17 protein-coding genes are annotated in these 22,869 nt (G+C 71.1%); 11 read left to right on the forward strand and 6 right to left on the reverse strand.

Annotated features, from left to right (window positions below):
* Positions 1-10 precede the first annotated feature (10 nt).
* Complete coding sequence (locus ACFW9O_RS16570; protein ID WP_384609888.1) at positions 11-1,420, forward strand: PLP-dependent aminotransferase family protein; 1,410 nt, start codon at positions 11-13, stop codon at positions 1,418-1,420.
* Positions 1,421-1,530: 110 nt separating this feature from the next.
* Entirely contained in the window at positions 1,531-2,199 is a 669-nt protein-coding gene (locus tag ACFW9O_RS16575) for a hypothetical protein (protein WP_351176063.1), read from the forward strand.
* Positions 2,200-2,217: 18 nt separating this feature from the next.
* Here ACFW9O_RS16575 and ACFW9O_RS16580 read toward each other — a convergent pair whose 3' ends face one another.
* A complete protein-coding gene (locus ACFW9O_RS16580) occupies positions 2,218-3,174 on the reverse strand; it encodes a Gfo/Idh/MocA family protein (protein WP_384609891.1) in 957 nt (318 codons plus the stop codon).
* 227 nt (positions 3,175-3,401) lie between these two features.
* Between ACFW9O_RS16580 and glnII the strand changes: the two genes are divergently transcribed.
* The 3 genes from glnII to ACFW9O_RS16595 all read left to right on the forward strand — a co-directional run bounded on the left by glnII (position 3,402) and on the right by ACFW9O_RS16595 (position 6,355).
* Complete coding sequence (glnII, locus tag ACFW9O_RS16585; RefSeq protein WP_351176059.1) at positions 3,402-4,421, forward strand: glutamine synthetase; 1,020 nt, start codon at positions 3,402-3,404, stop codon at positions 4,419-4,421.
* 87 nt (positions 4,422-4,508) lie between these two features.
* Positions 4,509-5,420: a DUF6891 domain-containing protein gene (locus tag ACFW9O_RS16590; RefSeq protein WP_384609894.1), complete on the forward strand. Its 912-nt coding sequence runs from the start codon at positions 4,509-4,511 to the stop codon at positions 5,418-5,420.
* A gap of 305 nt (positions 5,421-5,725) precedes the next feature.
* Positions 5,726-6,355 carry a winged helix-turn-helix domain-containing protein gene (locus ACFW9O_RS16595; protein ID WP_351176055.1) on the forward strand — a complete coding sequence of 210 codons (630 nt, stop codon included), beginning with the start codon at positions 5,726-5,728 and terminating at the stop codon, positions 6,353-6,355.
* Positions 6,356-6,412: 57 nt separating this feature from the next.
* Here the strand turns inward: ACFW9O_RS16595 and ACFW9O_RS16600 are convergent, their stop codons facing one another.
* Entirely contained in the window at positions 6,413-8,542 is a 2,130-nt protein-coding gene (locus ACFW9O_RS16600) for an MMPL family transporter (protein ID WP_384609897.1), read from the reverse strand.
* Between the two features lie 230 nt (positions 8,543-8,772).
* Between ACFW9O_RS16600 and ACFW9O_RS16605 the strand changes: the two genes are divergently transcribed.
* Positions 8,773-10,041 (forward strand): sensor histidine kinase, encoded by a 1,269-nt coding sequence (locus tag ACFW9O_RS16605; RefSeq protein WP_384609899.1) that lies wholly within the window; start codon positions 8,773-8,775, stop codon positions 10,039-10,041.
* Positions 10,026-10,673, forward strand: coding sequence for a LuxR C-terminal-related transcriptional regulator (locus ACFW9O_RS16610; RefSeq protein ID WP_384609902.1), 648 nt, complete (start codon positions 10,026-10,028; stop codon positions 10,671-10,673). Before ACFW9O_RS16605 ends, ACFW9O_RS16610 begins: the two co-directional genes overlap by 16 nt.
* 51 nt (positions 10,674-10,724) lie before the next feature.
* On the opposite strand, the gene ACFW9O_RS16615 is transcribed toward ACFW9O_RS16610, so the two are convergent.
* Positions 10,725-11,207, reverse strand: coding sequence for a MarR family winged helix-turn-helix transcriptional regulator (locus ACFW9O_RS16615; RefSeq protein ID WP_384609905.1), 483 nt, complete (start codon positions 11,205-11,207; stop codon positions 10,725-10,727).
* Positions 11,208-11,276: 69 nt separating this feature from the next.
* Here ACFW9O_RS16615 and ACFW9O_RS16620 point away from each other — a divergent pair, with 69 nt between their 5' ends.
* Together ACFW9O_RS16620 and ACFW9O_RS16625 are read left to right on the forward strand one after the other, a co-directional pair.
* Complete coding sequence (locus ACFW9O_RS16620) at positions 11,277-11,831, forward strand: carboxymuconolactone decarboxylase family protein (RefSeq protein WP_351176048.1); 555 nt, start codon at positions 11,277-11,279, stop codon at positions 11,829-11,831.
* Between the two features lie 137 nt (positions 11,832-11,968).
* Entirely contained in the window at positions 11,969-13,525 is a 1,557-nt protein-coding gene (locus ACFW9O_RS16625) for a DUF1996 domain-containing protein (protein WP_384609907.1), read from the forward strand.
* Between the two features lie 61 nt (positions 13,526-13,586).
* Here the strand turns inward: ACFW9O_RS16625 and ACFW9O_RS16630 are convergent, their stop codons facing one another.
* Positions 13,587-14,069 carry a hypothetical protein gene (locus ACFW9O_RS16630; RefSeq protein WP_351176044.1) on the reverse strand — a complete coding sequence of 161 codons (483 nt, stop codon included), beginning with the start codon at positions 14,067-14,069 and terminating at the stop codon, positions 13,587-13,589.
* A 145-nt stretch (positions 14,070-14,214) separates the two neighbouring features.
* Between ACFW9O_RS16630 and ACFW9O_RS16635 the strand changes: the two genes are divergently transcribed.
* On the forward strand, positions 14,215-16,173 hold the full coding sequence (locus ACFW9O_RS16635) for a hypothetical protein (protein ID WP_384609910.1): 1,959 nt from the start codon (positions 14,215-14,217) through the stop codon (positions 16,171-16,173).
* Between the two features lie 34 nt (positions 16,174-16,207).
* Entirely contained in the window at positions 16,208-16,936 is a 729-nt protein-coding gene (locus tag ACFW9O_RS16640) for a TetR/AcrR family transcriptional regulator (RefSeq protein WP_384609913.1), read from the forward strand.
* On the opposite strand, the gene ACFW9O_RS16645 is transcribed toward ACFW9O_RS16640, so the two are convergent.
* Together ACFW9O_RS16645 and pulA are read right to left on the reverse strand one after the other, a co-directional pair.
* Complete coding sequence (locus ACFW9O_RS16645) at positions 16,933-17,283, reverse strand: 5-carboxymethyl-2-hydroxymuconate Delta-isomerase (protein ID WP_384609916.1); 351 nt, start codon at positions 17,281-17,283, stop codon at positions 16,933-16,935. The two genes, ACFW9O_RS16640 and ACFW9O_RS16645, sit on opposite strands and share 4 nt — an antisense overlap.
* A 186-nt stretch (positions 17,284-17,469) precedes the next feature.
* Positions 17,470-22,782 carry a pullulanase-type alpha-1,6-glucosidase gene (gene pulA / locus ACFW9O_RS16650; protein ID WP_384609918.1) on the reverse strand — a complete coding sequence of 1,771 codons (5,313 nt, stop codon included), beginning with the start codon at positions 22,780-22,782 and terminating at the stop codon, positions 17,470-17,472.
* Between the last annotated feature and the right edge of the window lie 87 nt (positions 22,783-22,869).

The following is a 22,869-nucleotide window of genomic DNA, read 5'->3' on the forward strand; positions in this document are numbered from 1 at the left end:
GTGCATTTCGATGAAGGATTCATGGGTCAATTCTGCGGAGATCCTGGGCAGTGATCTGCCGCTCGAGCTGTCGGGGACCGGCAACCGGCGGGCCGTTCTGATGCGGGCGCTGCGCGAGGCGATCCGGAGCGGGCGGCTCGCCCCGGGGACCCGGCTGCCGCCGTACCGTTCGCTCGCCGTGGATCTCGGGCTGGCCCGCAACACCGTGGCCGACGCCTACGCCGAACTCGTCGCCGAGGGCTGGCTCGCCGCCCGCCAGGGTTCGGGGACCAGGGTCGCCGAGAGGGCGGTGCCCCTCACCCGGACGTACCGGCAGCGAACCCGCGAGCGGCCCGCCCGGCCGGTCCACGATCTCGTCCAGGGGAAGCCTGACCCCTCGGTCTTCCCTCGGACCGCCTGGCTGGCCTCGGCCCGTCGGGCACTGGACCGCGCCCCGCACGACGCCTTCGGGCCCGGTGATCCGCACGGGCGGCCCGAGCTGCGCGAGGCCCTGACCGCCTATCTCGCCCGGGTACGCGGCGTGCGGACCTCGCCCGAGCGGATCGTGCTCTGTTCGGGCGCCGCCCACGGCTTGCGGCTGCTGGCGGACGTGGTGGGCGGGCCGTGGGCGGTCGAGGCCTACGGGCTGCCGTTCCATCGTGAGCTGCTCGCCGGACACGGGGTACGGACCCGGCCGGTCGCCGTCGACGAACACGGCGCGCGGATCGGGGAGTTGGGGCGGGGGGAGCGGGCGGTACTGCTCACCCCGGCACATCAGTTCCCGACCGGCGGCCCGCTGCATCCGGAGCGCCGTGCCGCCGCGGTCGACTGGGCGCGGGCGACCGGCGGCCTGGTCGTGGAGGACGACTACGACGGGGAGTTCCGCTACGACCGGCAGCCGGTGGGCGCGGTGCAGGGACTCGATCCCGAGCGTGTGGTGCTGCTCGGGTCCGTGAGCAAGAGCCTCTCCCCCACGCTGCGGATCGGCTGGATGGTGCTGCCCGAACGGCTGGTGGACGGTGTCCTCGCGGCGAAGGGCGAGCGGGAGCAGTGGTCGAGCGCCACGGAGCAGCTGACGCTGGCGGATTTCGTCGAGTCGGGTTCGTACGACCGTCAGGTGCGCCGGATGCGCCGGCGCCACCGGCGGCGCCGCGATCAGCTGGTGGCGGCCCTGGAGCGGCGTGCCCCGCAGGTACGGGTGTCCGGGATCGCCGCGGGGCTGCACGCGGTGCTGGAACTGCCGCGCGGCACGGAGCGTTCGGTGGTGCGGGCCGCGGCCTGGCAGGGGCTGGCGGTGGACGGGCTCTCCTCGTACCTGCACCCGGCCGCCGTCGGCGCGACGGCACGGCGGGACGGGCTGGTCGTGGGCTATGCGACACCGCCCGAGCACGCGTACGAGGAGGCGCTCGCTGCGTTGTGCCGGGCACTGCCCCCGGAGTGAACCGCGACGCCCGTTGAAACGAAGGGGCCGGTTACCCGTACGTAGGGACACACACGCACCGCACCGGCCGGAGTGCAGCTCGCGCCCCGGGCCGAGGACAGGAGCCCTACGTGTCACGCAAGAAGACCATCGGCCGGAAGAAGAAGCTCGCCCTGCTCGCCGGGGCCGTCGCGCTCGCCGGAGGGACCGCGGCCGTGCTGGCCGGGACGAGTCAGGCGTCGCAGTCGCCCTCGGCGGACTCGTCGGTCGTCTGTTCGGGGCTGGCCACGGCCCTGAGCAACAACGAGCAGTTCATCGCCGGTCAGCGGGCGAATCCGGACGCCCTGTCGGCGGCCCGGATCGAGAACCGGGAGGCGGTCCTCGCGCAGATCCGGCGCCAGCAGGCCGCCTCGGGATGCGGGGGCGAGGCCGCTCCGCCCGCCGCTCCCCCGGCGGAGCCCCCTGCCGCCTCGCAGCCCGGGGAAGCGCCGGAGGCACCGGCCGAGGAACCGACGGACGCCGCGCCGCCCGGCGGAGGGGACCAGGCGGCCGGAGAGGTCGTCTGTGCCGGATCCACCGTGACGCTCTCGGGCGAGGGCGGCGCCCCTGCCGCGTCCAGCAGCCAGTTCCCCGTCGGCACCGAGCTCAAGGTGACCAACCTCGACAACGACAAGGCGACGACCGTGAAGGTCACCTCCGTGTCGGGCAGCTGCGCGCTGCTCAACAACGCCGCGTTCGAGCAGGTCCGCGAGCCCGGCAAGTTCCTGATCCGCAACGCCCGCATCGAGCGCGTGGGCTGAGCGAGGAGGGGCCGGGCCTCAGGGGCGCGCGGGCACCGGCCCCAGTCCCGCCTCGGCCTGCGCGAGCAGCTCCGTGATCCGCAGCCCGAACCGTACGTCGCAGGGGTGTGCCACTCCCGTACGCGCCGCCTCCGCCAGTGCGTCCACGGCCGCCCGGAACCCACCGAGCGCGTCGTCGAACCCCGGAGGCAGGGCGGCCGTTCCGTGCTCGCCCCTGAACTCGACGTCCGTCCCCGCCGCACCCACCGGTGCGTCCAGTGCGAGCGTCACCGTGCTGGACGCACCGGAGGTGTGCCGGAGCAGCAGGTGTGTGGTGTCGGCCGGTCCGCGTGCCGCAACGAGCTCCGTCACATCCCCCAGCACCGGGATCAGCACCGAGAGGGCGTGCGGGCCGACGTCCCACAGGGCGCCCTTCTCGCGGCGCCAGGCCGAAGCGGCGAACTCGTTGCTCGTCCCCGGGGCGTAGAGCGCACCGATCCACTGGGCCCGGGCCGTGAACCAGCCGCCCGCCGCCGCCTGTTCGCCGATCCAGCGGGCCGTTCCGGTGGCGAACCGGAGGGTGCAGAAGACCACCGAGGCGACCTGGGCCCGCTCCGCGGCCTCGGCGACCTCGCGCGCGCCCGCCACGGTCGTGGCGACCGGCTTGTCCATCAGCAGGTGGCAGCCGGCGGCCGCGGCGCGGGCCGCCAGGGGTGCCTGGATGTCGGGCGGTACGGCGAAGGCGACCGCGTCGCTCACGGCCAGGAGCGCGTCGATGCCCTCGTCACCGGTGTACGCCTCGGTGCCGTGGGCGGCGGCGAGCGCCTCCGCCGCCTCGGCCCGGCGGCCCCACACGCCGCTCAGTACGACGCCGGGGTGTTCGGCGAGGGCGGGGGCATGGGTCATGCGGGCCCAGGGGCCCGCGCCGACGAGGCCGATCCGCATCGGGGTGCCCGGGGCGGGGCGGGGCGGTGTGGACGCAGATGGTGTGGTCATGCAGCCAGTGTGCCCGGCCCCTCATGAGCCGCGGACGGAGGCCTTACCGCGGCGTGGACCGTATCCAGTACGCCGTACGGTGAGACGCCTCAGGGCCCGGGGCACCTGCTGCAGGGCATTCACAGGAAACCTCGGTAACACGTGGTTCACATTCGGGCAACGGACGGGAAATCGCGCCTTGCCAAGCTGCGCACCATAGACCGCAGCACCCGCAAAGGATGGCGTCCGTGACGTTCAAGGCTGAGTACATCTGGATCGACGGCACCGAGCCGACCGCCAAGCTTCGTTCCAAGACGAAGATAATGACCGATGGCGCGGAGCTGCCCATCTGGGGCTTCGACGGTTCGAGTACCAACCAGGCCGAGGGGCACGCCTCCGACCGGGTTCTGAAGCCGGTCTTCTCGTGTCCGGACCCGATCCGCGGCGGTGACGACGTACTCGTCCTGTGCGAGGTCTTCAACATCGACATGACGCCGCACGAGTCCAACACCCGCGCCGAGCTGCGCCCGGTCGCCGAGCGGTTCGCGGGCCAGGAGCCGATCTTCGGCATCGAGCAGGAGTACACGTTCTTCGACGGCCACCGTCCGCTCGGTTTCCCCGAGGGCGGTTTCCCGGCGGCTCAGGGCGGCTACTACTGCGGTGTCGGCTCGGACGAGATCTTCGGCCGCGACATCGTCGAGAAGCACCTCGACAACTGCCTGAAGGCGGGCCTCGCGATCTCCGGCATCAACGCCGAGGTCATGCCGGGCCAGTGGGAGTTCCAGGTCGGTCCGGTCTCCCCGCTGGAGGTCTCCGACCACCTGTGGATCGCCCGCTGGCTGCTGTACCGCACCGCCGAGGACTTCAACGTCTCCGCCACCCTCGACCCGAAGCCGGTCAAGGGCGACTGGAACGGCGCGGGCGCGCACACCAACTTCTCCACGAAGGCGATGCGCGAGGGCTACGAGGCGATCATCACCGCCGCCGAGTCGCTCGGTGAGGGCTCGAAGCCGATGGACCACGTCAAGAACTACGGCGCGGGCATCGACGACCGTCTGACCGGCCTGCACGAGACCGCCCCGTGGAACGAGTACAGCTACGGCGTTTCCAACCGCGGCGCCTCGGTGCGTATCCCGTGGCAGGTCGAGCAGGACCAGAAGGGCTACATCGAGGACCGTCGCCCGAACGCGAACGTCGACCCGTACGTCGTCACGCGGCTGATCGTCGACACCTGCTGCACCGCGCTGGAGAAGGCCGACCAGGTCTGATCCGCACGGCATGATTCCACCGGCGAGGGCGCCCACCGACTGCGGTGGGCGCCCTCGCTGTCGGTGCGCTGTGCCAGAGTTCCGCCCATGCTCGACATCGCGGTGGAGACCGAGAACCAGCAGAGGCACCTGCGCGTCACCGAACAGGCCCTGAGCGCCCTGGTGCACCGGATCGGCGGGGAGCGCGACCGTTTCCTGGTGGTGCAGCGTGTTCCCGACCTGCCGGGCTTCTTCGTGCAGACGTGGCACGAGGAGGGCGGGAGCTACCGGCTGGAGTGCCGCGCCGGGAACGCCGCGAGTCATGTAGGGGTCGATCTCGATTCGCCGGACGAGGTGGCCGGGGTGATGGCCCGGTGGGCGCGCCAGGAGCCGGACTGGGATGCCGGGATCGGCTGGAAGAGCGCCGGAATGCCTCCGGAGGAAGAGGTGCCCGAGCCTGCCCGGGAGATACGCGAGCAGTTGGAGGCGCGGATCCGGCTGTCGCTGCGCGGCGGATACGGCACCGTGAAGTCGCTGACCGAGACGGCCGAGGATCATCTGGTCAAGGACGGCGTCCGGCCGGTCACCATGGCGCAGGCGCGCAAGCTCGTGGAGCGGCTGTGGCTGGAGCGGGTGGAGGAGCAGGCGGGGTGGACGGATGTGACCGGCGCGGACCGCGTCGAGCGCGCCTTCGCCGCGCTGGACGGACGCGGGATCACCGCACGGGAGAACTTCACCTGTTGCCGCTCCTGCGGGACGGGGGAGATCCGCTCCGAGGGGAGTGAGGGCGCCCGCGGTTTCGTCTTCTTCCATTCCCAGGGCACGGATGCCGTCGCCGAGGGCCATGGACTCGCGTTGTACTACGGGGGCTTCGACGGCTCGGCGGAGACCACCGCGGCGGTGGGCCGTGAGGTCGCCGAGTCCCTGCGCGCGTCGGGGCTCCCGGTGGAGTGGGACGGTTCGCCGGACTCGTCGATCCTGCTGCCCGTCGAGGACTGGCGTAAGCGCCTCGTGGGTTGAGGTGCCGGTGGGGCGGAAGTCGCAGGTGAGGAAGGTAACCCGGCGGGACCGTATCGACGGGTGAGAGGGCCCTGCTACACAGCCGCAATCTCTGCTTCAATGGGGGCATGGCCAGCTTCCAGTACACCTCGTCGGGTCGCAGCGACCTCGAGCCGTTCTGGCCCTCTCGTCAGCATCATGACTTCGACCGGGTGTGTTGCCGCGCGTGGAACGCGCAGGCCCTCTAAAGCCGCTCACCCCGGTCTTCGGCCCGCGCGCACGACGTACGTCCCTCGACGACTCCTCGCGCGAAAGAGCTGACCCTCATGGCGAACACTCGTACCCTCTCCACCGCTTCGGCTGCCACCGCGGCCTCTGCGGTGTCCGCTGCGGCCACCACCACCGCCCGCAACACCCTCTCCCCCAACCGCCACCGGCTGCGTGCCGTCGACCGTGACGAGGTCGTGGAGCTCGCCGATGTCGCCGGTTTCCTGCCGCCGGGCGCGACCTGGCTGCCCGCTCCGCAGCACACGCTTCCGGCACTGCCCGGCCGGCCGCCGATGATCGGCTACCTGGTGCTCGTCCCCGCGGACCAGCAGCCGGCGCTCGCCGGGGCCGTCGCCTCCTCCCAGCACCGGCAGTTCGTGCCGGAGCCGGTCTCCGAGGCTCCGGCCGGCGGGCCCGTCCGGATCGACTCCACGCGGCGCACCGCGGCCGTGGACGGGGTCACCCTCGACCTCACGTACCTCGAGTTCGAGCTGCTGGCGCACCTGGTGGCGCACCCGCACCGGGTGCACACCCGCGATCAGCTCGTGACGACGGTCTGGGGTTACGGACACGTGGGCGACGGGCGCACCGTCGATGTCCATGTCGCCCGGCTGCGCCGCAAGCTGGGTGCCGAGCACCGGCGCTCGATCCAGACCGTCCGGCGCGTGGGCTACAAGTACGCACCCTGACGGGCGGGAAGGAGGCCCCGGGTTCCGGGGCCTCCTTCTCCTCCTCCTGGAGCGGGGTCAGCCACGCGCTCCCGCCGTCATCTGGCCGGGGGTGGGCTCGGCGGGCTCGCTGTGCTCCAGGCTCGGCAGCCGGGAGAGTCCGCGCGGAACCCGCCAGTTCCGCTCGCCCAGCAGCAGCATGACCGAGGGCAGCAGGACCATCCGTACGACGGTGGCGTCCAGCAGTACCGCGACGGCGAGGCCGACGCCCATCTGCTGCATGTCCTGCATGGACAGGGTTCCGAAGACGGCGAAGACAGCCACCATGATCGCCGCGGCGCCCGTCACCGCTCCCGCGGTGCGCCGGATGCCCACGTCGATCGAGGCGCGGGTGTCCAGCCCGCTGTCACGGGCTTCACGGATCCGTGAGACGACGAACACGTGGTAGTCCATCGAGAGGCCGAACAGGACCACCAGGACGAACAGCGGCATCCAGGACTCGATCGCGCCGACACCCTCCGAGCCGATCAGTTCGGCGCCCCAGCCGTGCTGGAAGACGGCGGTCATAACCCCGTAGGCGGCGCCGACGGAGAGCAGGTTGAGCAGGATCGACGTCACCGCGATGACGTAGCTGCGGAAGCAGAAGAGCATCAGGAGGAAGGTGACGGCGGTGATGAAGGCGAAGACCGGGACGATGCCGCGCTTCAACTGGTCGTTGAAGTCGGCGGACGAGGCGACCTCACCGGTGACGTAGGCCTCGGCGCCCGTCCCGTCGAAGGCGTCCGGCACCCGCCGGTCACGCAGTTCGGCGAGGTCGTCCTTGCCGCCGGGCAGCGGGACCTCGATCTCCGCGACGTTCTGCTCCTTGTGGACGGTTACCTTGTCGAAGGACGCGAGTGCGGTACGGACCTCCGGTGCGCCGATGTCGTCGGCCCTGACGACGACGAGGGCGGGGTCCGGGCCGCCCGGGAAGCTGTCGGAGATGCGCCCGTAGTCGATCGCCAGCTGTGAGTCCGAACCGAACTGCTTCTCCAGGCCGAGCTGTTCGGTCTTCATGCCGACCGCGGGCGCGGCCAGGGCGAGGAGGACGAGGATCGCCGCCACGGCGAAGACCTTCGGTGCGGCCAGGACCGGTCCCAGCACCCTGCCCGCGATGCCGCCGCTCGCCTTCGCGCCCCGCTTGCCGCGCCGGTTGAGGAGCGGTACGCGTCCTGCGTCGATCCGGTCGCCGAGCCACGACAGCAGCGCGGGCAGCACGGTCACGGAGCCGAGCATCGCGATGAACACGACGATGATCGTGGCGAGCGCGAAGCCCTTGAACAGCAGCAGACCGGACAGGAACATGCCGGCCATCGCGACCATGACGGTCAGCCCGGAGACGAGGACGGCCCGCCCGCTGGTGGCGGCGGCGATGCGCAGCGCCGTCTCGGCGTCGCGTCCCGCGGCCCGCTCGTCGCGTTCGCGCCGCAGGTAGAAGAGGCAGTAGTCGACGCCGACGGCGAAGCCCATCAGGAACATCACGGAGTACGTGGTCTGGAAGAGGTGCAGTTGGTGGCTGGCGAGCGACAGCAGCCCGAACGCGGCCATGCAGGCGGTCAGCGCGAGGCCGACCGGCAGCAGCGCGGCCACAACGGCGCCGAAGGCGACCAGCAGGATGCCCAAAGCCAGTGGTACGGCGGTGAATTCGGCCTTGCGGAAGTCCTCGGAGAGCAGATCGCCGAGCCACTTCCCCGCACTGGCCTCGCCGAACTGGTGGATCGCGACATCGCTGTGGCGCTCACGTACACCGGACACCGCGTCCAGTACCGGCTGCACCCGGTCGGCGGAGGTCGCCGCGTCACCCCTCATCTCGAAGGTGATCAGCGCGTCCTTCCCGTCCTTCGAGGGAACCGGAGCCGCGAGGTTGCGGATCTCTCCGGTCGCGCTCAGAGCGGCGGAGATCTCACCGGCCGCCGTGCGCCAGTCACCGGCACCGGCCGCGGACACCATGACCAGCTCCCCGGCGGGGTGGCCGAGGCCCGCGTCGTCGAGGATCCGCTCGGCCCGGGCGGAGTCGCCGGCACCGTTCTCCGACTCGGACATCTCGACCATGCCGGACGCACCGCCGATCCCGGCGGCGAGCACGACGAAGAGCAACCAGCCGAGAACGGCCGTCTTACGGTGGTGTGCGCTCCACACACCGATGCTTGCCGCGAGGTTGCGCCTCATGCGGTTTCGCCCCCAGAAGTAACGTCGGACAGGATGCATCCGAATCTAGGAACGGAAGCTCCGCCGCCCCAGCCGCCGAGGCCCCCACTCGCGGAGCCGTAGCACCAGGTCGTGAGGGTGGTGCTGGGTACACCCCGACCGGGTGGTGGAACGGCTGACCTCCTCATGGGATGCGGGCGAGACTGTTCTGCGAACGGGGTCCGTCCGGGCCCCGGCGAGGGGAGAGCACGATGTACGCGTCACGCAGCCGGATCAGGGGCTCGATGCTTGCGGCCGGGCGGTCGTTCGTCCTGGGGTTCGCAGCGACGGCGGGGTCGATCACGCTCTTCGTGCTGTCGGTGCTCTCCATCGCCTTCGTCCTGCTGGGCATCGGGCTGATCACCACCCCGTATGTGCTGCATCTGGTGCGCAGGCACGCCAACCAGCGCCGGCTGCTGGCGGTGACCTGGTCCGACGTCCGCATCCCGGTCCCGTATCGGCGGTTCCCGCCGGACCTGCGCACCGGCTTCACCGGGCAGGTGGAGCGCACCCTGTTCATGCTGAAGGACCCGGCGACCTGGCGGGACCTGCGGTGGCTGCTGGTCGACATGACGGCCGGCTATACGCTGCTGGCCGTGTCGTTCGCGCTGATGGTCTACCCGGTGGAGGGGATCGTCCTGGCGGCGGGCCTGTGGCGGGTGTTCGAGGACAGCACGTACTGGTACGGATTCGTGCCGGTCAGCAGCCAGGCGACGGGGCTGGCGGCCGCGGCGCTCGGCATCGCGGTCTTCCACCTCGGCCTGTGGGCGAGCCGGCCCCTGCTGCGTCTGCACTTCGTCCTCACCCGGTCGGTGCTGGCGCCCACCCACGAGCAGGAGATGGCTCTGCGGATCGACCGGCTCACCGAGACCCGGCACGAGGCCGTGGACACGGCGGCGTCCGAACTGCGGCGCATCGAGCGGGACCTGCACGACGGGGCACAGGCCAGGCTGGTCGCCATGGGCATGAATCTGGGCACCATCGAGGCACTCGTCGAGAAGGACCCGGCGCAGGCGAAGAAGCTGCTGGCGATGGCCCGCGCGTCCTCCGCGGAGGCCCTCACCGAGCTGCGTGACCTCGTACGGGGAATCCACCCGCCGGTCCTCGCCGAACGGGGGCTCGGGGACGCGGTGAAGGCCCTGGCCCTGCGACTGCCGGTCGAGTCCGAGGTGACCGTGGAGCTCACGGGGCGGGCCGAGGCACCCGTCGAGTCCGCCGCGTACTTCGCGGTCAGCGAGGCCCTCACCAACGCGGTGAAGCACTCCGGCGCCGAACGCATCTGGGTGGACATGCACCACGCCGAGGGCATGCTGCGGATATCCGTCACGGACAGCGGCAAGGGCGGCGCGGCGATCGGAACCGGCTCGGGACTGAGCGGAATCGAACGCCGACTGGGTACATTCGACGGCGTACTGGCCGTCAGCAGCCCTGCGGGCGGCCCCACCATGGTGACCATGGAGATCCCTTGCGCGTTGTCCTAGCCGAAGATCTCTTCCTGCTCCGCGACGGCCTGGTGCGCATGCTCGAGGCCTACGACTTCGAGATCGCCGCAGCCGTGGAGACCGGGCCCGAACTGAGCAAGGCCCTGGCCGAGTTGGAGCCGGACGTCGCCGTCGTCGACGTCCGGCTCCCGCCGTCGCACACGGACGAGGGCCTGCAGTGCGCACTGGCCGCCCGCCGCAGTCGGCCGGGCCTGCCGGTCCTGGTGCTCTCGCAGCATGTGGAGCAGCTGTACGCACGGGAGTTGCTCGCCGACGGCAACGGCGGCATCGGCTACCTCTTGAAGGACCGGGTCTTCGACGCGGACCAGTTCATCGACGCGGTCCGCCGGGTGGCGGCGGGCGGCACGGCGATGGATCCGCAGGTCATCTCGCAGCTGCTGTCGCGGCGGTCCCAGGACAAGCCGATCGGCGGCCTCACTCCCCGGGAGCGCGAGGTCATGGAGCTGATGGCGCAGGGCCGTTCGAACGCGGCGATCGCGGGGCAGATGGTGATCACGGAGCGGGCGGTGGCCAAGCACACCTCGAACATCTTCGGAAAGCTCGGCCTGCCGCCGTCGGACGACGACAACCGCCGGGTGCTTGCGGTGCTCGCCTATCTGGACCGCGGCTGACCCCGCGACCGCGACCGCGCGAGCCGATCGCGCGAATCGACCGGCCGTCGTTCAGCCCGCGAACCACCTCTCCGCGTCCAGCCGGAACGCGTGCGCGGGCGCCATGGTGCGCAGGTCGGCCTCCAGCGCCCGCACCCGCTCCGCGCCCAGCGTCCGGACCCACTCGGCGCGGAGCCGGTCGAAGCCCTCGGCGGACCTGGCCAGCATGTCGATGCCGCGGGCGGTGAGCCTGACCAGTTTGCGCCGGCCGTCCTCGGGATCGTCGACCCGTTCCACGTAGCCGAAGCCCTCCAGCTTCTCGACGGTCTTGCCCGCGGCCTGCTTGGAGACCCCCAGCCGTCGGCCGATCTCGCTGGCACTCGCCCCGTCGAGCCCCACGGCCTGGAGTGCGAAGCCGTAGGCGGGACGTACGTCCGGGTGTCCGTGCGCGGCCAGCTCGCGGTGCAACTCGTCGATGATCGAACGGAATCCGGCGAACAACAGCATCGGCAGTTCGAAACCGGCTCCCGCCCTCTCCTCCTCCGGCTCAGCCATTGCGCACTTCGACAACGTGGTTTACCTTTTCGTCAATCACGTTGTCGAGTTTACCGCGAGAGGACCGTCATGCCCGTACCCGCGTTCCCCGACCACACCCTCCACTCCGCACCGCCCGCCGCCCGGCGCACGATGGAGGCCGTGGCGAAGAAGCAGGGCGGCCACCTCCCGTCCGCCGTCGCCCGCCTCGCCACCTCGCCGGAGCTGCTCAACGGCTTCCTCCAGGCGAGCGCGACCTTCGAGGCGAGCACGCTGGATCCGCTGGCGCGCGAGGTCGTCGTCATGACGATGGCCACCCGCAACGCGTGCCACATCTGCGTGGCCATGCACACGGCGAGGCTCACAGCGCTCGGCGCCGCCCCGGAACTCGTGGCGGCCCTGCGCGCCGCCGAGCCGCAGACCCTGCCGGACGAACGACTGGAAGGAGTACGCCGGTTCACCCTCGCCGTCCTCGCGACAGCGGGCGCGGTCGACGAGGACGCGCTGCAGGACTTCCTGTCGCTGGGCCACACCCCCCGCAACGCCCTGGAAGTGGTCCTCGGCATCGGCACCTACACGATGTCCACGCTGGCCAACCGGATGACGGGAGCACCGGTGGATGACCGATTGGCCGCCTTCGCCTGAGAGTCGAGTATTGACCGTTCCGGGCGTTCGGGTCGTTTTGGGCATGGAGATTCCCACGAATTCCCCGGCGTTCTGAACGGGCCGGGTGCCCGCTCCGTATGGGACGTCACGCTTCTCCCTCGAAGCAGAGGAGTTCCATGGGACGCACATCGCGCAAGAAACGTTCGACACTCGCCAACCGGGCGATTGTCGCTTCGGTCGCTCTCGTTCTGGGCGGAGGTGGGTTGGTCGCCGTCAATGTCTACGCAAGCGCGGGAGAAGGGTCGTGGGGCTCGCCCCCCGACCGCACCCGGAACGCCGGCCGGCAGATGTCCACCATCGACTGCCCCGACGCGGGAATCGCCCTCCCCGACGTGCCCGAACAGGCACGCCCGGAGGTCGACCGCGAACTCGCGGCAATGGATACGCAGATCACTGACGCGTACAGGCAATTCGCGGACCGGAAGGAGAAGATCGCACAGGACCCGAACCTTGCCGAGAATTCGGTGCTCGGCCCGCTGAGGAACAAGCGGGCAGCCAGTCTCGACCGGATCGGCATCGCCATCGAACGCAATGCGGCACAGCGGCCGCAAGGCCTGAACGGCCTCGCACCGTGCAGTCTGCGCGCCGATGACGACGACAACCAGGGCGACGGTCAGGGCAACGGCCAGGGCGACGGCCAAGGGGGTGAGGACGGCGCGGACCAGGGTCAGGACGGCGGCCAGGACGGCGGTCAGGACCAGGGCGGCGGCGACCAGGGAGCCGATCAGGGGGCCGACCAGGGCCAGGACGGCGGCGACGACCAGGGCGGGGACGGCGGCCAGCAAGGAAATGGCCCCGAAGCCTCCGACTTTGTCGACATCCAGTCCATCCAGCCCAATGTCGCCAGGCCACAAAACCGCCGGGGCGCCTCCCGCGGTACGTTCACCACCGACTGCGGCACGAACGAGAACGGCAAATTCAACCCTGACAACGTCATTGCCGCACCCGGAGTGAGCAACGGTGCTCACCACATGCACGATTACGTCGGAAATCAGGCCACGGATGCCTTCTCCAGCGATGACGATCTGGCCGGCGGTGAATCGACCTGCCGCAATCAGGGCGACAAATCCACGTACTACTGGCCGGTCCTGCGCCTGCAGAACGGACAGGACGAGAACGACGTGGGCGCCGACGGCGGCGGCAAGGACCAGAACATCGGAGAGATTCAGACCCCGTCACAGGTCACGCTGAAATTTGTGGGTTCCCCGGCCGGGAAGGTCACGGCAATGCCGCGCTTCCTGCGGATCATCACCGGGGACGCCAAGGCATTCGTCAACGGCGACGCCAACGCCAACGCGTCCTGGAGCTGCACCGGATTCGAGGACAGGCAGCTCAAGGACAAGTATCCGATCTGCCCGGAAGGCAGTCAGGTCGTGCGTTCCTTCGCCTTCCAGAGCTGCTGGGACGGCCAGAACACCGACAGTGCGAACCACCGCACCCATGTGGCGTTCGCCCAGGACGACGGGCGGTGCCCGAACGGCTTCCGGGCCATTCCGCAGCTGGTGCAGCGCATCGTGTACGACGTGCCGCCGGGCCCGGGCTTCGCCGTCGACTCCTTCCCGGAGCAGCTGCACAAGCCCGTCACCGATCACGGTGACTTCATCAACGTGTTCGACGACCAGCTGATGAAGAAGGTGGTGAGCTGCGTCAACGGCGGGCGCAAGTGCCGCTGACGCGGCCCTGACGCCCCCCGTTCCCCCCACACGCAGCGGCACCTTCCCCGTTCCTGCGCGGTCAGCTCCCGTGGTGACCGGAGTGCCCGCCCTCGCTCCCCCCATTGCCACTGCTCCCCGAGTGGTGAGGCGAGGCGGTCTCCACAGTCCCCCCGAGCCGGCCGCGCAGTGCTGCGACCACCTCCGCGTCACCGACCGCGACCCACCTGCGGCCGACCAGGTACGAACCGCCGTAGTCGTTGGCCTCGTTGATCCACTCCCGCTGGCCGCGGTCGGTCGCGAAGGTCGCCAGCACATAACGCCCGTCACCGGTGGTGCAGTTGGCCTGCCGGATCTCCTGGGCATCGGTCTGCAGGTTCGGCTCGCAGCGCGCCTTCGTCGCCAGCTGCTCCAACGTCCCGGTAGCGGTCGGCGGCACGGCGGGCTTGTCGTCGCCGTCCGCTCCCCCGCCGCAGGCGGCAAGCAGGGCAACCCCCGCAAGTACGGCCGCTGCGGCCCGGGGGCCCCGGCCTCGTCCTCGTCGCCACTCAAGCTGCTTCACCATCCGGCCATCGTGCCCCGGTGTTCCCTCGCGGTGCGGCGGAACTACGGATTGAGGCCAAGGGCACAACAGCGTGCGACGAACGGCCGGGCGTGCGCCCCCGGGCGTACCGGAGTGACCATCGCACCATTCGCTCGTTCTGCTGAACGTGCCCCCACTACGCGCAGTACCGTCGCCGGCCGCCCGCCCCTGCGCGGAACAGGCCGATACGGACCGGGCCGAGGCCGCGCTCGTCGAGCACTACGCGCGGCTGGTCAGGATCGGATATCTCGTGCTGCCGCCCTCGTTCGGCCGCAACCGCCGGGTACTGACGGCGCACTGGCTCGCCCAGCGCTCCCTGCCCCGGTCACGCAGCGCGCCTCCGGAGGCGGCTCTGCCGAGGCCGCGGCATGCCGCCGGAGCCGCCTCGGCCGAGCGGGGTTACGCCTATCTGCGGCTCCGGGTGGTGCGCTCCGCGCTGGAGGCGGGACAGCCGCTGCGGCGTTTCGCGCGGCCCCGGCGCGTGCAGCTGCCTCCCCTGCTGCCGCAGGTGTGGGGGCTGCGGCTCTTCCCGCACTCCTGCGGTGCGGAGGAACTGGCCCTGGAGCAGTCCCTGGCAGACGTCTCGGGACCCTGCCGGGCCGCCCATGTGCTGCGCGGCCTGGAAGGGCTCGCGGACGCGGAGGTGTGCCGGGTCCTCGGTGCGGCGGGGGTCGCCGACCCCCCGGCCGCCCTGCTGGAGGCGGACGCGCTCGCGGGGTCGCCCGCACTGCTCGCCTCGCCCGAGTTCGACCCGTGCTCCCTGCAGGCCCGGCCGACGGATCTGCCGCGCCGCCGACGGCGCGGGCGGGCCGTCGCGGCCGGGCTCGGCGCGCTGCTGGTGTGCGGGACGCTGCTGCTGATGCCGGGCGACGGCCTGGGTCCGGGCTCCGTCTCCGCGCCGCCCTACTCCCTCAACGCCGCCGCCGAACAGGCTCTGGATCCGGCCGCGTTGCGGCGGGTGCCCGCCGGGTTCTGGCGGAGCTCGGCCCGAAGGGACTTCACGGCCTGGCCGGCCCGGGGCGACCGGACCGATGACACCCGGCTGCTGGGCCGCGCCCTCGCCGCCTGGGCGCGGCCCGGCCGTGCGGTGGCCTCGTCGGCGACGCCCGGGACACCTGTCGGCCCGCCCATGGGCCCCCCGCAACTCCTGTACGCGGGCGAGGTCGACGCGGCGGCGGTGGTGCTGTTCCACGACGGGCTGCGGATCGTGCGCTACGCCGAGCCGCGCAACGCCGATCCGGCCGGGGGTGCCGCGCTCGACTTCGCCCGGGTGGACGGTGCCGACTCGGTGACCGCGGGCGCCCTCGTCGTGCAGCGCCGCGAGGGCCGGATCCGCTATCTGACGGCGCCCTGGGTGCGTGAGGCCGCCGTACGGGATCTGCTCGCGCCGCACGGCTCCGCGCGGCCCCTGCGCCGCGACCGGCACGGGGTGACGGCTGCGCTGGCCGGCCCCGCGGCCTCGGCGGGCTGCCACTCCTGGGACGCCCTGGAGGTGCGGGAGGGCACAGCGGTCCGGCTGTTGACGGATCTCGGCGAGCTCACACCGGTCCGCCTCACCTCGGGTGCGCCGTCGGCTCCCCACGATGTGTCGGGCCGGTCCGAACGGGAGAGCTGGGCACGCACTGCCTGTCTGCTGCCGGACGTGCGTTCGCACGGGGTCCGGTCGGTGAACTCCTGGCCGTACGCGAGACAGCCGCTGCCCGAGGGCGAGGGGGCGGCCCTGTGGCTCTGCACCCGGGCGGAGACCTGGCGGGGCACGGGCAGCAGGGTGCTGGCCCAGTTCCAGGCGCCGCCCGGGCCTTCGGGCGGGACCGGTACGCCCGGCGCGGTCGCGGCGCGCTCCGAGGACTCCCCCGACTGCGGAGTGCGCAGACCGCAGGTCCTCGCGGGCGTGCTGTGGAAGTCGGACGGCGGGCGCTGGTACGTACTGGCGGCCGGTTCCCGGCAGTTCGCGTCCCTGTCCGCGACGGGCGGGGTCAGGGGCCGGGCGGACGGGCGTCTGCTGGCCGTGCGGGCCCGGGCGGGCGACCGGGCGCGGCTCGACGGGCTGCTGACGGACGGCAGCCGGGTGAGGGCCCTGCGCTGAGCGGACGTGGTCCGGCCCCCGTTAGGCTGTGGGTATGACGACCGGTGTGCGGCGCAGGATGGGCGTCGACGAGCGCAGACAGCAGTTGATCGGTGTCGCGCTGGAGTTGTTCAGCCACCGCTCCCCCGACGACGTGTCGATCGACGAGATCGCGGCTGCGGCCGGCATCTCGCGTCCGCTCGTCTACCACTACTTCCCCGGCAAGCAGAGCCTGTACGAGGCGGCGCTGGGGCGTGCCGCCGACGAGTTGGCCGGCCGGTTCCTGGAGGCGCACGAAGGGCCTCTGGGAGCAAGGCTGCTGCGGGTGATGGGCCGGTTCTTCGACTTCGTCGAGGAGCACGGGCCGGGCTTCGCCGCGCTGATGCGGGGCGGCCCGGCAGGCGGCTCGTCGACGGCCGACGTCCTGATCGACGGGGTGCGGCAGGCGGCGTACGAGCAGATCATCGCGCACCTCGGCGTCAAGGCCCCGCCCGCCCGGCTCGAGCTCGTGGTGCGGTCCTGGGTGTCGCTGGCCGAATCGACGGCCCTGCTCTGGCTGGACGGGCGGCGCATTCCGCGCGCCGAACTGGAGTTGCAGCTGGTGCACGACTTCGCGGCACTGGCCGCGGTGAGCGCCGCGTACGACCAGGAGATGGCGGGCATCGTGCTGCGGGTGTTCGCGCAGGAGCCGGCGGACGGCCCCTTCGGAGATCTGCTGACGCGGCTCTCCGTCCTGGCGCCCGCCGCACCCGCCGTCCCGCCGCAGCGGCCGCAGCAGAGCTAGTACCTGCAGAAGGACGCGTCCAGCTCCCGGACCTCGACCGAGGGGTGGACGGTGAGGCCGTCGACGGGCTTCAGATGCCCGGTCAGCAACTCCAGTGCGGCTGCCGTCAGCTGTGCCTTGATCTCGGGGGTGCGGCCGGGCAGTATCGCGATCGAGACGTTCACGATGGCGTAGCCCGTCACGGCGTCGCCCACGACGGAGTCATCGGCCCGGAGGAACCGGGTCTTGCAGCCGTGGGCCTTGGTGGTCACGGTCTCCGCGATGAGCGGGTGAAGGGCCAGCGCGAAGCCGCGGCGGTCGAAGCTGTCGTCGAGCTCGGCGGAGTAGTCGACGGTGATCTGTGGCATCAAGCGCTCCTGGGTGCGGGTGCGGGCGTGTGCGCATACATGGACAGCGTACATACACATGCACGCATCAGCTTCGCGTGATCACGCCGTCCGCACAAGGGAGTCCCCCTGACGCGAAGCGGCCGGCCTCCTGCTCCGCGCCGATGGGGCGCGGAGCCGGAGACCGGCCGGGGGAAAGCGGGGGCGTCAGCGCAGCGAGAACACGGCGACCGTGCGTCCCGGGACGGTGAAGCTGCCCGACTTCCCTTCGTACGAGGACTTCTTGACCTCGGCGTCCGCGCCCGCCGCCTGGACGGGGTGCAGCGTGTACGCCTTGCCGGCCAGCTCGGGGATGTCCTGGCTCTGCGTCGCCGGGGTGGCGTTCATGACGACGAGCAGCTTGCCCAGGCGCATCGTGATCACCCCGGGTGTCTCGTCCTTCCCGGAGAGCGGGAAGGACAGGGCGCCCTGCACCTGTTCGGTGGTGGCGAGGTCGAACTCCTTCTCGGTCGTGCGGATGGTGAGCAGGTCCTGGTACGCGGCGGAGGCGCCGGTGATCTGCGCGCACCCGGGGGTGAGCGCGGCGGCGGTCAGCAGCGGCTTCCCGTAGGACCACTTGTCCTTGTTGTCGGCGGCGGGCGGCAGCCCGCGGCCGAAGCCGTTGCCCTTGCGGCAGTCCCAGTGCAGCGCGTTGAACCAGTCGCCGCTGTCGTACGAGTTGCGGTCGAGCGACTTGGAGCGCAGCAGGTCGGTGCCGGCCTGGGAGAGCGAGGGGCCCTGCGAGAGTGCGGCGGTCGCCATCGCGAGGACCTGCATGCGGGCCCGGTCGGCGGCCGGGGTGTCCGCGGGGAGCTTGAAGGCGAGGGCGTCGTACAGCGACTCGTTGTCGTGGGCGTCGGCGTAGGCGAGTGCGTCGCCGGGCACCGCCGCGTATCCGGCGGGGGCACCGTTGTAGTCGACGGCCGAGCCCTTGACCGTGCGGCCCTGGGTGTCGGTGAAGGTGTAGTCGGCGAGGTTGCCTGTCAGGCCGACCTTGATCAGGTCCTGGTAGTGGAGCAGCCGGGCCTTCTGCTCGGCCTCGGTGCCGTTGGCGGGTGAGGTGTTGGGGTCGGTGTAGAGGCCGGAGGCGAAGCCCTGGACACGGGGGTCCTCGTCGAAGGGGCCGCCGCCGCGAACGGCGTCGCGGGCCCGGTCGGAGAAGGTGGCGATGCCGGTGCCGGCCATGTTCTTCTGCGTGGCCTGGACGAAGCGGGCGTCATCGGCGATCTCGCCGAAGTTCCAGCCCTCCCCGTACAGGATGATCTTCTTCCCGTCGACACCGTCCTCGGCGACGGTCAGCTCGTCGAGTGCCTTGCGGACCGCGAGGATGTTGGCCTTCGGGTGGTGTCCCATCAGGTCGAAGCGGAAGCCGTCGACCTTGTACTCCTTGGCCCACGTGACGATCGAGTCGACGACGAGCTTGCCCATCATCGTGTTCTCGGGCGCGGTGTTGGCGCAGCACGTCGAGGTGGCGACGGTGCCGTCCTCCAGGAGCCGCTGGTAGTAGCCGGGCACGATCCGGTCGAGTACGGACTTGTCGTCCTGGCCGGAGGCGACGGTGTGGTTGTAGACGACGTCCATGACGGTCCGCAGGCCGGCGCCATTGAGGCCCTGCACCATCTGCCGGAACTCGACGGTGCGCTTCGTACCGTCGGGGTCGGAGGCGTAGCTGCCCTCGGGGACCGTGTAGTGCAGCGGGTCGTAGCCCCAGTTGAAGCCGTCCTTGGCGGCGGCCTTCGCCACACAGGCCTGCTGCTCCTCGGAGTCGGGGGCGTACACGGACAGGTCGCAGGCGGGCTTGTCCTGGTCGGACTTCTTCTCCGGGATGGTCCCGATGTCGAAGGCGGGCAGCAGGTGGACGTAGCCGGTGCCGGAGTCCGCGAGCTCCTTGAGGTGCTTCATCCCGTCGGATCGGGTGTCGGTGAAGGCCAGGTACTCGCCGGGGTGCTTCGACGTCCCGTCCGCGATCGAGAAGTCGCGGATGTGCAGTTCCTGGATCTGGGCGTCGCGCAGCGGGGCCGCGGCGGGCTTCTTCAGGCCGGACCAGCCGCTCGGGGCCAGCTTCGGGTCGTCGAGGTCGACGACGAGGCTGCGGGCGGAGTCGGCGGTCAGGGCGGTGGAGTAGGGGTCGGTGACCTTGTTGGTGACCATTTTCTGGACGGTGGGCGCCCAGACGTCCACGGCGTACCGGTAGGGCTTGCCGTTCCAGCTCCTGTTCCCGGCGGCCGACCAGACGCCGGTGCGGTCGTCGCGCCGCATCGGGACGCTCTTGCCGTCGAGTTCGAGCGAGACCTTACGTGCGGTGGGGGCCCAGACGGAGAGCGTGGGGCTGCCCTTGCGGAACACCGGGCCGAGGTCGGCGCCCTTGGCGGCGTTCCCGTACAGGCCGTCCAGGATTCCGGCGGTCTGCACCCCGGTGGCTGCGAGCAGGGCACCGTTGGCGGCGCGCTGGGTGGCGACGAGCTGGCCGCGCAGGGACTCCCGGACCCTGTCCCGGTCGCGGACGTCGACGGTGAAGGCCGGGAAGTCCTTGAGGTGCGGGTACTTCGCCTTCTGCGCGTCGGTGAGCTCGGCGGAGTTGAGCCGGAGCCACTGGCCCTCGTCGGTCAGGGCGCCGTCGACGACGGAGATCCCGCCGTTCTTCGCGTACACGAGCTGCTGGCTGGTGGCGTCGGTGGCCTTCACCTTCCAGACGACGGTGTCCGCGTCGATCCACTGGGCCTCGGCCTTGGCGAGGTCGGGCGTGGGCGCGCCACCGGTCTGGGGCAGCAGGTAGCCGGGCTTCCCGCCGAGCATCCAGACCTCGTGTCCGTACGAGGCGATGTCCAGGGACTGGTCGCTGGGGAGGTCCTTCTCGTCCCCCTTGTGGAGGATGTAGCTGAGCGAGGTGGCACCGTCGGTGAGCGGCACCTCGTAGGTGGCTCCGTAGGCGTCGGTCTTCACGGGCAGCAGGGGCTTGGCCCAGTCCGTGGGCGCGGCGGCCCCGGTCCAGGTGTGCAGGCCCCAGCCGTCGTAGTTGCCGTCGGCGCGGTGGTAGTGCAGGACGGCCTTGGAGGTGTCCTGCGGCGGGTTGGCTCCGTCGGGCGCCTCGGTGGCCTGCCCGTCCTTGCCCTGCTCGACCCAGACCTGGCCGGTCTTCGCGAGGTCGACGGTGCGCTCGGGCCCGTCGGCGGTGCCGGACTTCTCGACCGTGTACGGGACCGACGAGGTGCCCTCGGCGAGGTCGATCCAGGCGAAGGCGCCGTAGGCGTCGCGTCCGATGAAGTCGGCGGTGCTGTCGCCCGACTTCAGCTGCCATCCCTCGTAGTCGCCGTCCGCGCGCTTGTAGTGGACGACGACCTGGTCGCGCTCGACGGCGACCGGCTTGGGCGCGGGCGGTGCCTGTCCGGCGGTCGTCGTCGCGAGGGCGCTCGCGGTGCGGCCGGCGCGGTCGACGACCACGGCCTTGTAGCGCAGCGGGGTCCCGGCCTTGACGGAGTCGTCCAGGTGCTGGGTGACCTTGTACGGGGCGTGGTCGGCGGAGCCGAGGGTGCGCCACTTGCCGTTGCCGGTCTGTGCGGCGAACACGACCCGGTTGAGCTGGCCGCCGTCCACGTCCGCGGTGATCTCGACGGTGCCGGTGGCTCCGGCGGCGGGGGCCTTCAGGGTGAGCGAGGGCTTGGTGGCGGGGCTGCCCACGGTCTTGTCGGCGCGGAGCACGACGCTGGACAGCGCGGGCACCGTGACCTTGACCTTCTTGTCGGCACCGCTACGGACGGCGCCCGAACCGCCGTACAGCGTACGGAAGTTCATGTCGGCCGACTCGGTGGCGAGCTCGACGGTCTTCGCCTCGCCGCCGTTGTTGGTGGCGACGACGTACTCGTACGGCCGCTTGGCGTCGGTACGCGAGAAGGCGTACACGGACCCTTGCGCGTACCGCTCGGTCTGGGTTCCGTCCCGCAGCGCCGGGTGTTCCCGGGTGAGCGCGGAGAGGGCCGCTATGGACCGGTAGAGCGGGTGCCGGGTGTCGTACGCGGCGGAGGCGTGCGTGCGGTCGGTGCCCAGCTGGTCGTCGTCGAGGTAGTCGGCGGTCTTCGAGGGGAAGAGCGTCTGGCGGGCGTCCTTGTCGCCGCCCGCTCCGGTGAAGCCCTGCTCGTCGCCGTAGTAGATCACCGGGTTGCCGCGGCCGAGGAACATAAGCTCGTTGGCGAGGCGCGCACGGTCGAGGAGTTCGGCGTCGGAGGCCTTCGGGTTGTCCTGCTTCAGGAAGGTGCCGATCCGGCCCATGTCGTGGTTGCCGAGGAACGTCACCTGCTCGTAGGCGTTGGCCTTGTCCGTGGTGTAGCGGTAGTCGTCGCCGTAGACCGCGGCGAGCTTCGAGGCGGGAGCACCCTGGGAGGCGTACTGGCGGGCGGCTTCCTGGAAGGGGAAGTCGAGCGTCGAGTCGAGCCGGCCCCGGGTGACGTAGGGCGAGGTGATGGCGGTGTCGGCGGAGTAGACCTCGCCGAACATGAAGAAGTCGTCACGGCCGTGCTTCGCCGCGTAGTCGTCGAGGGCGGTGGCCCACTGGGTCCAGAAGTCGAGGTCGACGTGCTTGACGGTGTCGATGCGGAAGCCGTCGATGTCGAAGTCGCGGACCCACTTCTCGTAGATCTTCTCCATGCCGGACACGACCTCGGGACGCTCGGTCCACAGGTCGTCCAGGCCGGAGAAGTCGCCGTACTCGGTGGACTCGCCCGCGTAGGTCGAATCGCCCCGGTTGTGGTACATCGTGGTGTCGTTGAGCCAGGACGGGACCTTCTTGCCGGCGTTCACCGGCGTGTACGGGAAGGAGTCCTCGTCGGTCTTCGCGACGCCCTGCGTGTCGTCGAAGGGGCGGCCGTCCTCGTCGAGGTACGGGAAGGCGCCCTTGGGCTTGTAGCCGTACTTCTTCTCGGCGTAGTCGACGGTGTCGGCGGTGTGGTTGGTGATGACGTCGAAGAAGACCTTGATGCCCTTGCCGTGGGCCTTGTCGATGAGCTTCGTCAGGTCGGCGTTGGTGCCGAAGTGCGGGTCGACCTGGGTGAAGTCGGTGATCCAGTAGCCGTGATAGCCGGCCGAGGCGTTGTCGCCGGTGCCCTGGACGGGGCGGTTCTTGAAGATCGGGGCGAGCCAGATGGCGGTGGTGCCGAGGCCCTTGATGTAGTCGAGCCTGTCGGCGAGGCCCTTGAGGTCTCCGCCCTGGTAGAAGCCCTTGTCCGTGGGGTCGTAGCCGGTCTCCAGCCGTGAGCCGGTCAGCCCGCCGCGGTCGTTGGAGGTGTCGCCGTTGGCGAACCGGTCGGGCATCACGAAGTAGAACTGCTCACGGGTCAGGTCGTGCCTGGCCGGCTCCTTGGCGAGCGCGGCGTCCGAGGGCGGGGCCGGGGGTCTGGGTGCGGCGGCTGCGGTGGCCGCCGGTACGACGGGCAGCAGCGCCGCGCACAGTGCGGCAACGGCCCCCCGCCGGAGGGTGGTTCGGGACACGGGCGGGTTCTCCTCGACTTTCAGGGGTGGGTCCTGGTGGAGCTGGTGCGGGCCGGGGACGCACCGCCGCGCGTCCCCGGCCCGCCG

The organism is Streptomyces sp. NPDC059499, from assembly GCF_042749285.1.
Taxonomy (GTDB): Bacteria; Actinomycetota; Actinomycetes; order Streptomycetales; family Streptomycetaceae; genus Streptomyces.

Bases quoted from the DNA above. Each gene is read 5' to 3' on its own strand.
- ACFW9O_RS16570 (WP_384609888.1), top strand. From the start codon at position 11: ATGAAGGATTCATGGGTCAATTCTGCGGAGATCCTGGGCAGTGATCTG.
- ACFW9O_RS16580 (WP_384609891.1), bottom strand. From the start codon at position 3,174: ATGACCACACCATCTGCGTCCACACCGCCCCGCCCCGCCCCGGGCACC.
- ACFW9O_RS16590 (WP_384609894.1), top strand. From the start codon at position 4,509: ATGCTCGACATCGCGGTGGAGACCGAGAACCAGCAGAGGCACCTGCGC.
- ACFW9O_RS16595 (WP_351176055.1), top strand. From the start codon at position 5,726: ATGGCGAACACTCGTACCCTCTCCACCGCTTCGGCTGCCACCGCGGCC.
- ACFW9O_RS16600 (WP_384609897.1), bottom strand. From the start codon at position 8,542: ATGAGGCGCAACCTCGCGGCAAGCATCGGTGTGTGGAGCGCACACCAC.
- ACFW9O_RS16605 (WP_384609899.1), top strand. From the start codon at position 8,773: ATGTACGCGTCACGCAGCCGGATCAGGGGCTCGATGCTTGCGGCCGGG.
- ACFW9O_RS16615 (WP_384609905.1), bottom strand. From the start codon at position 11,207: ATGGCTGAGCCGGAGGAGGAGAGGGCGGGAGCCGGTTTCGAACTGCCG.
- ACFW9O_RS16620 (WP_351176048.1), top strand. From the start codon at position 11,277: ATGCCCGTACCCGCGTTCCCCGACCACACCCTCCACTCCGCACCGCCC.
- ACFW9O_RS16625 (WP_384609907.1), top strand. From the start codon at position 11,969: ATGGGACGCACATCGCGCAAGAAACGTTCGACACTCGCCAACCGGGCG.
- ACFW9O_RS16630 (WP_351176044.1), bottom strand. From the start codon at position 14,069: ATGGTGAAGCAGCTTGAGTGGCGACGAGGACGAGGCCGGGGCCCCCGG.
- ACFW9O_RS16640 (WP_384609913.1), top strand. From the start codon at position 16,208: ATGACGACCGGTGTGCGGCGCAGGATGGGCGTCGACGAGCGCAGACAG.
- ACFW9O_RS16645 (WP_384609916.1), bottom strand. From the start codon at position 17,283: ATGCCACAGATCACCGTCGACTACTCCGCCGAGCTCGACGACAGCTTC.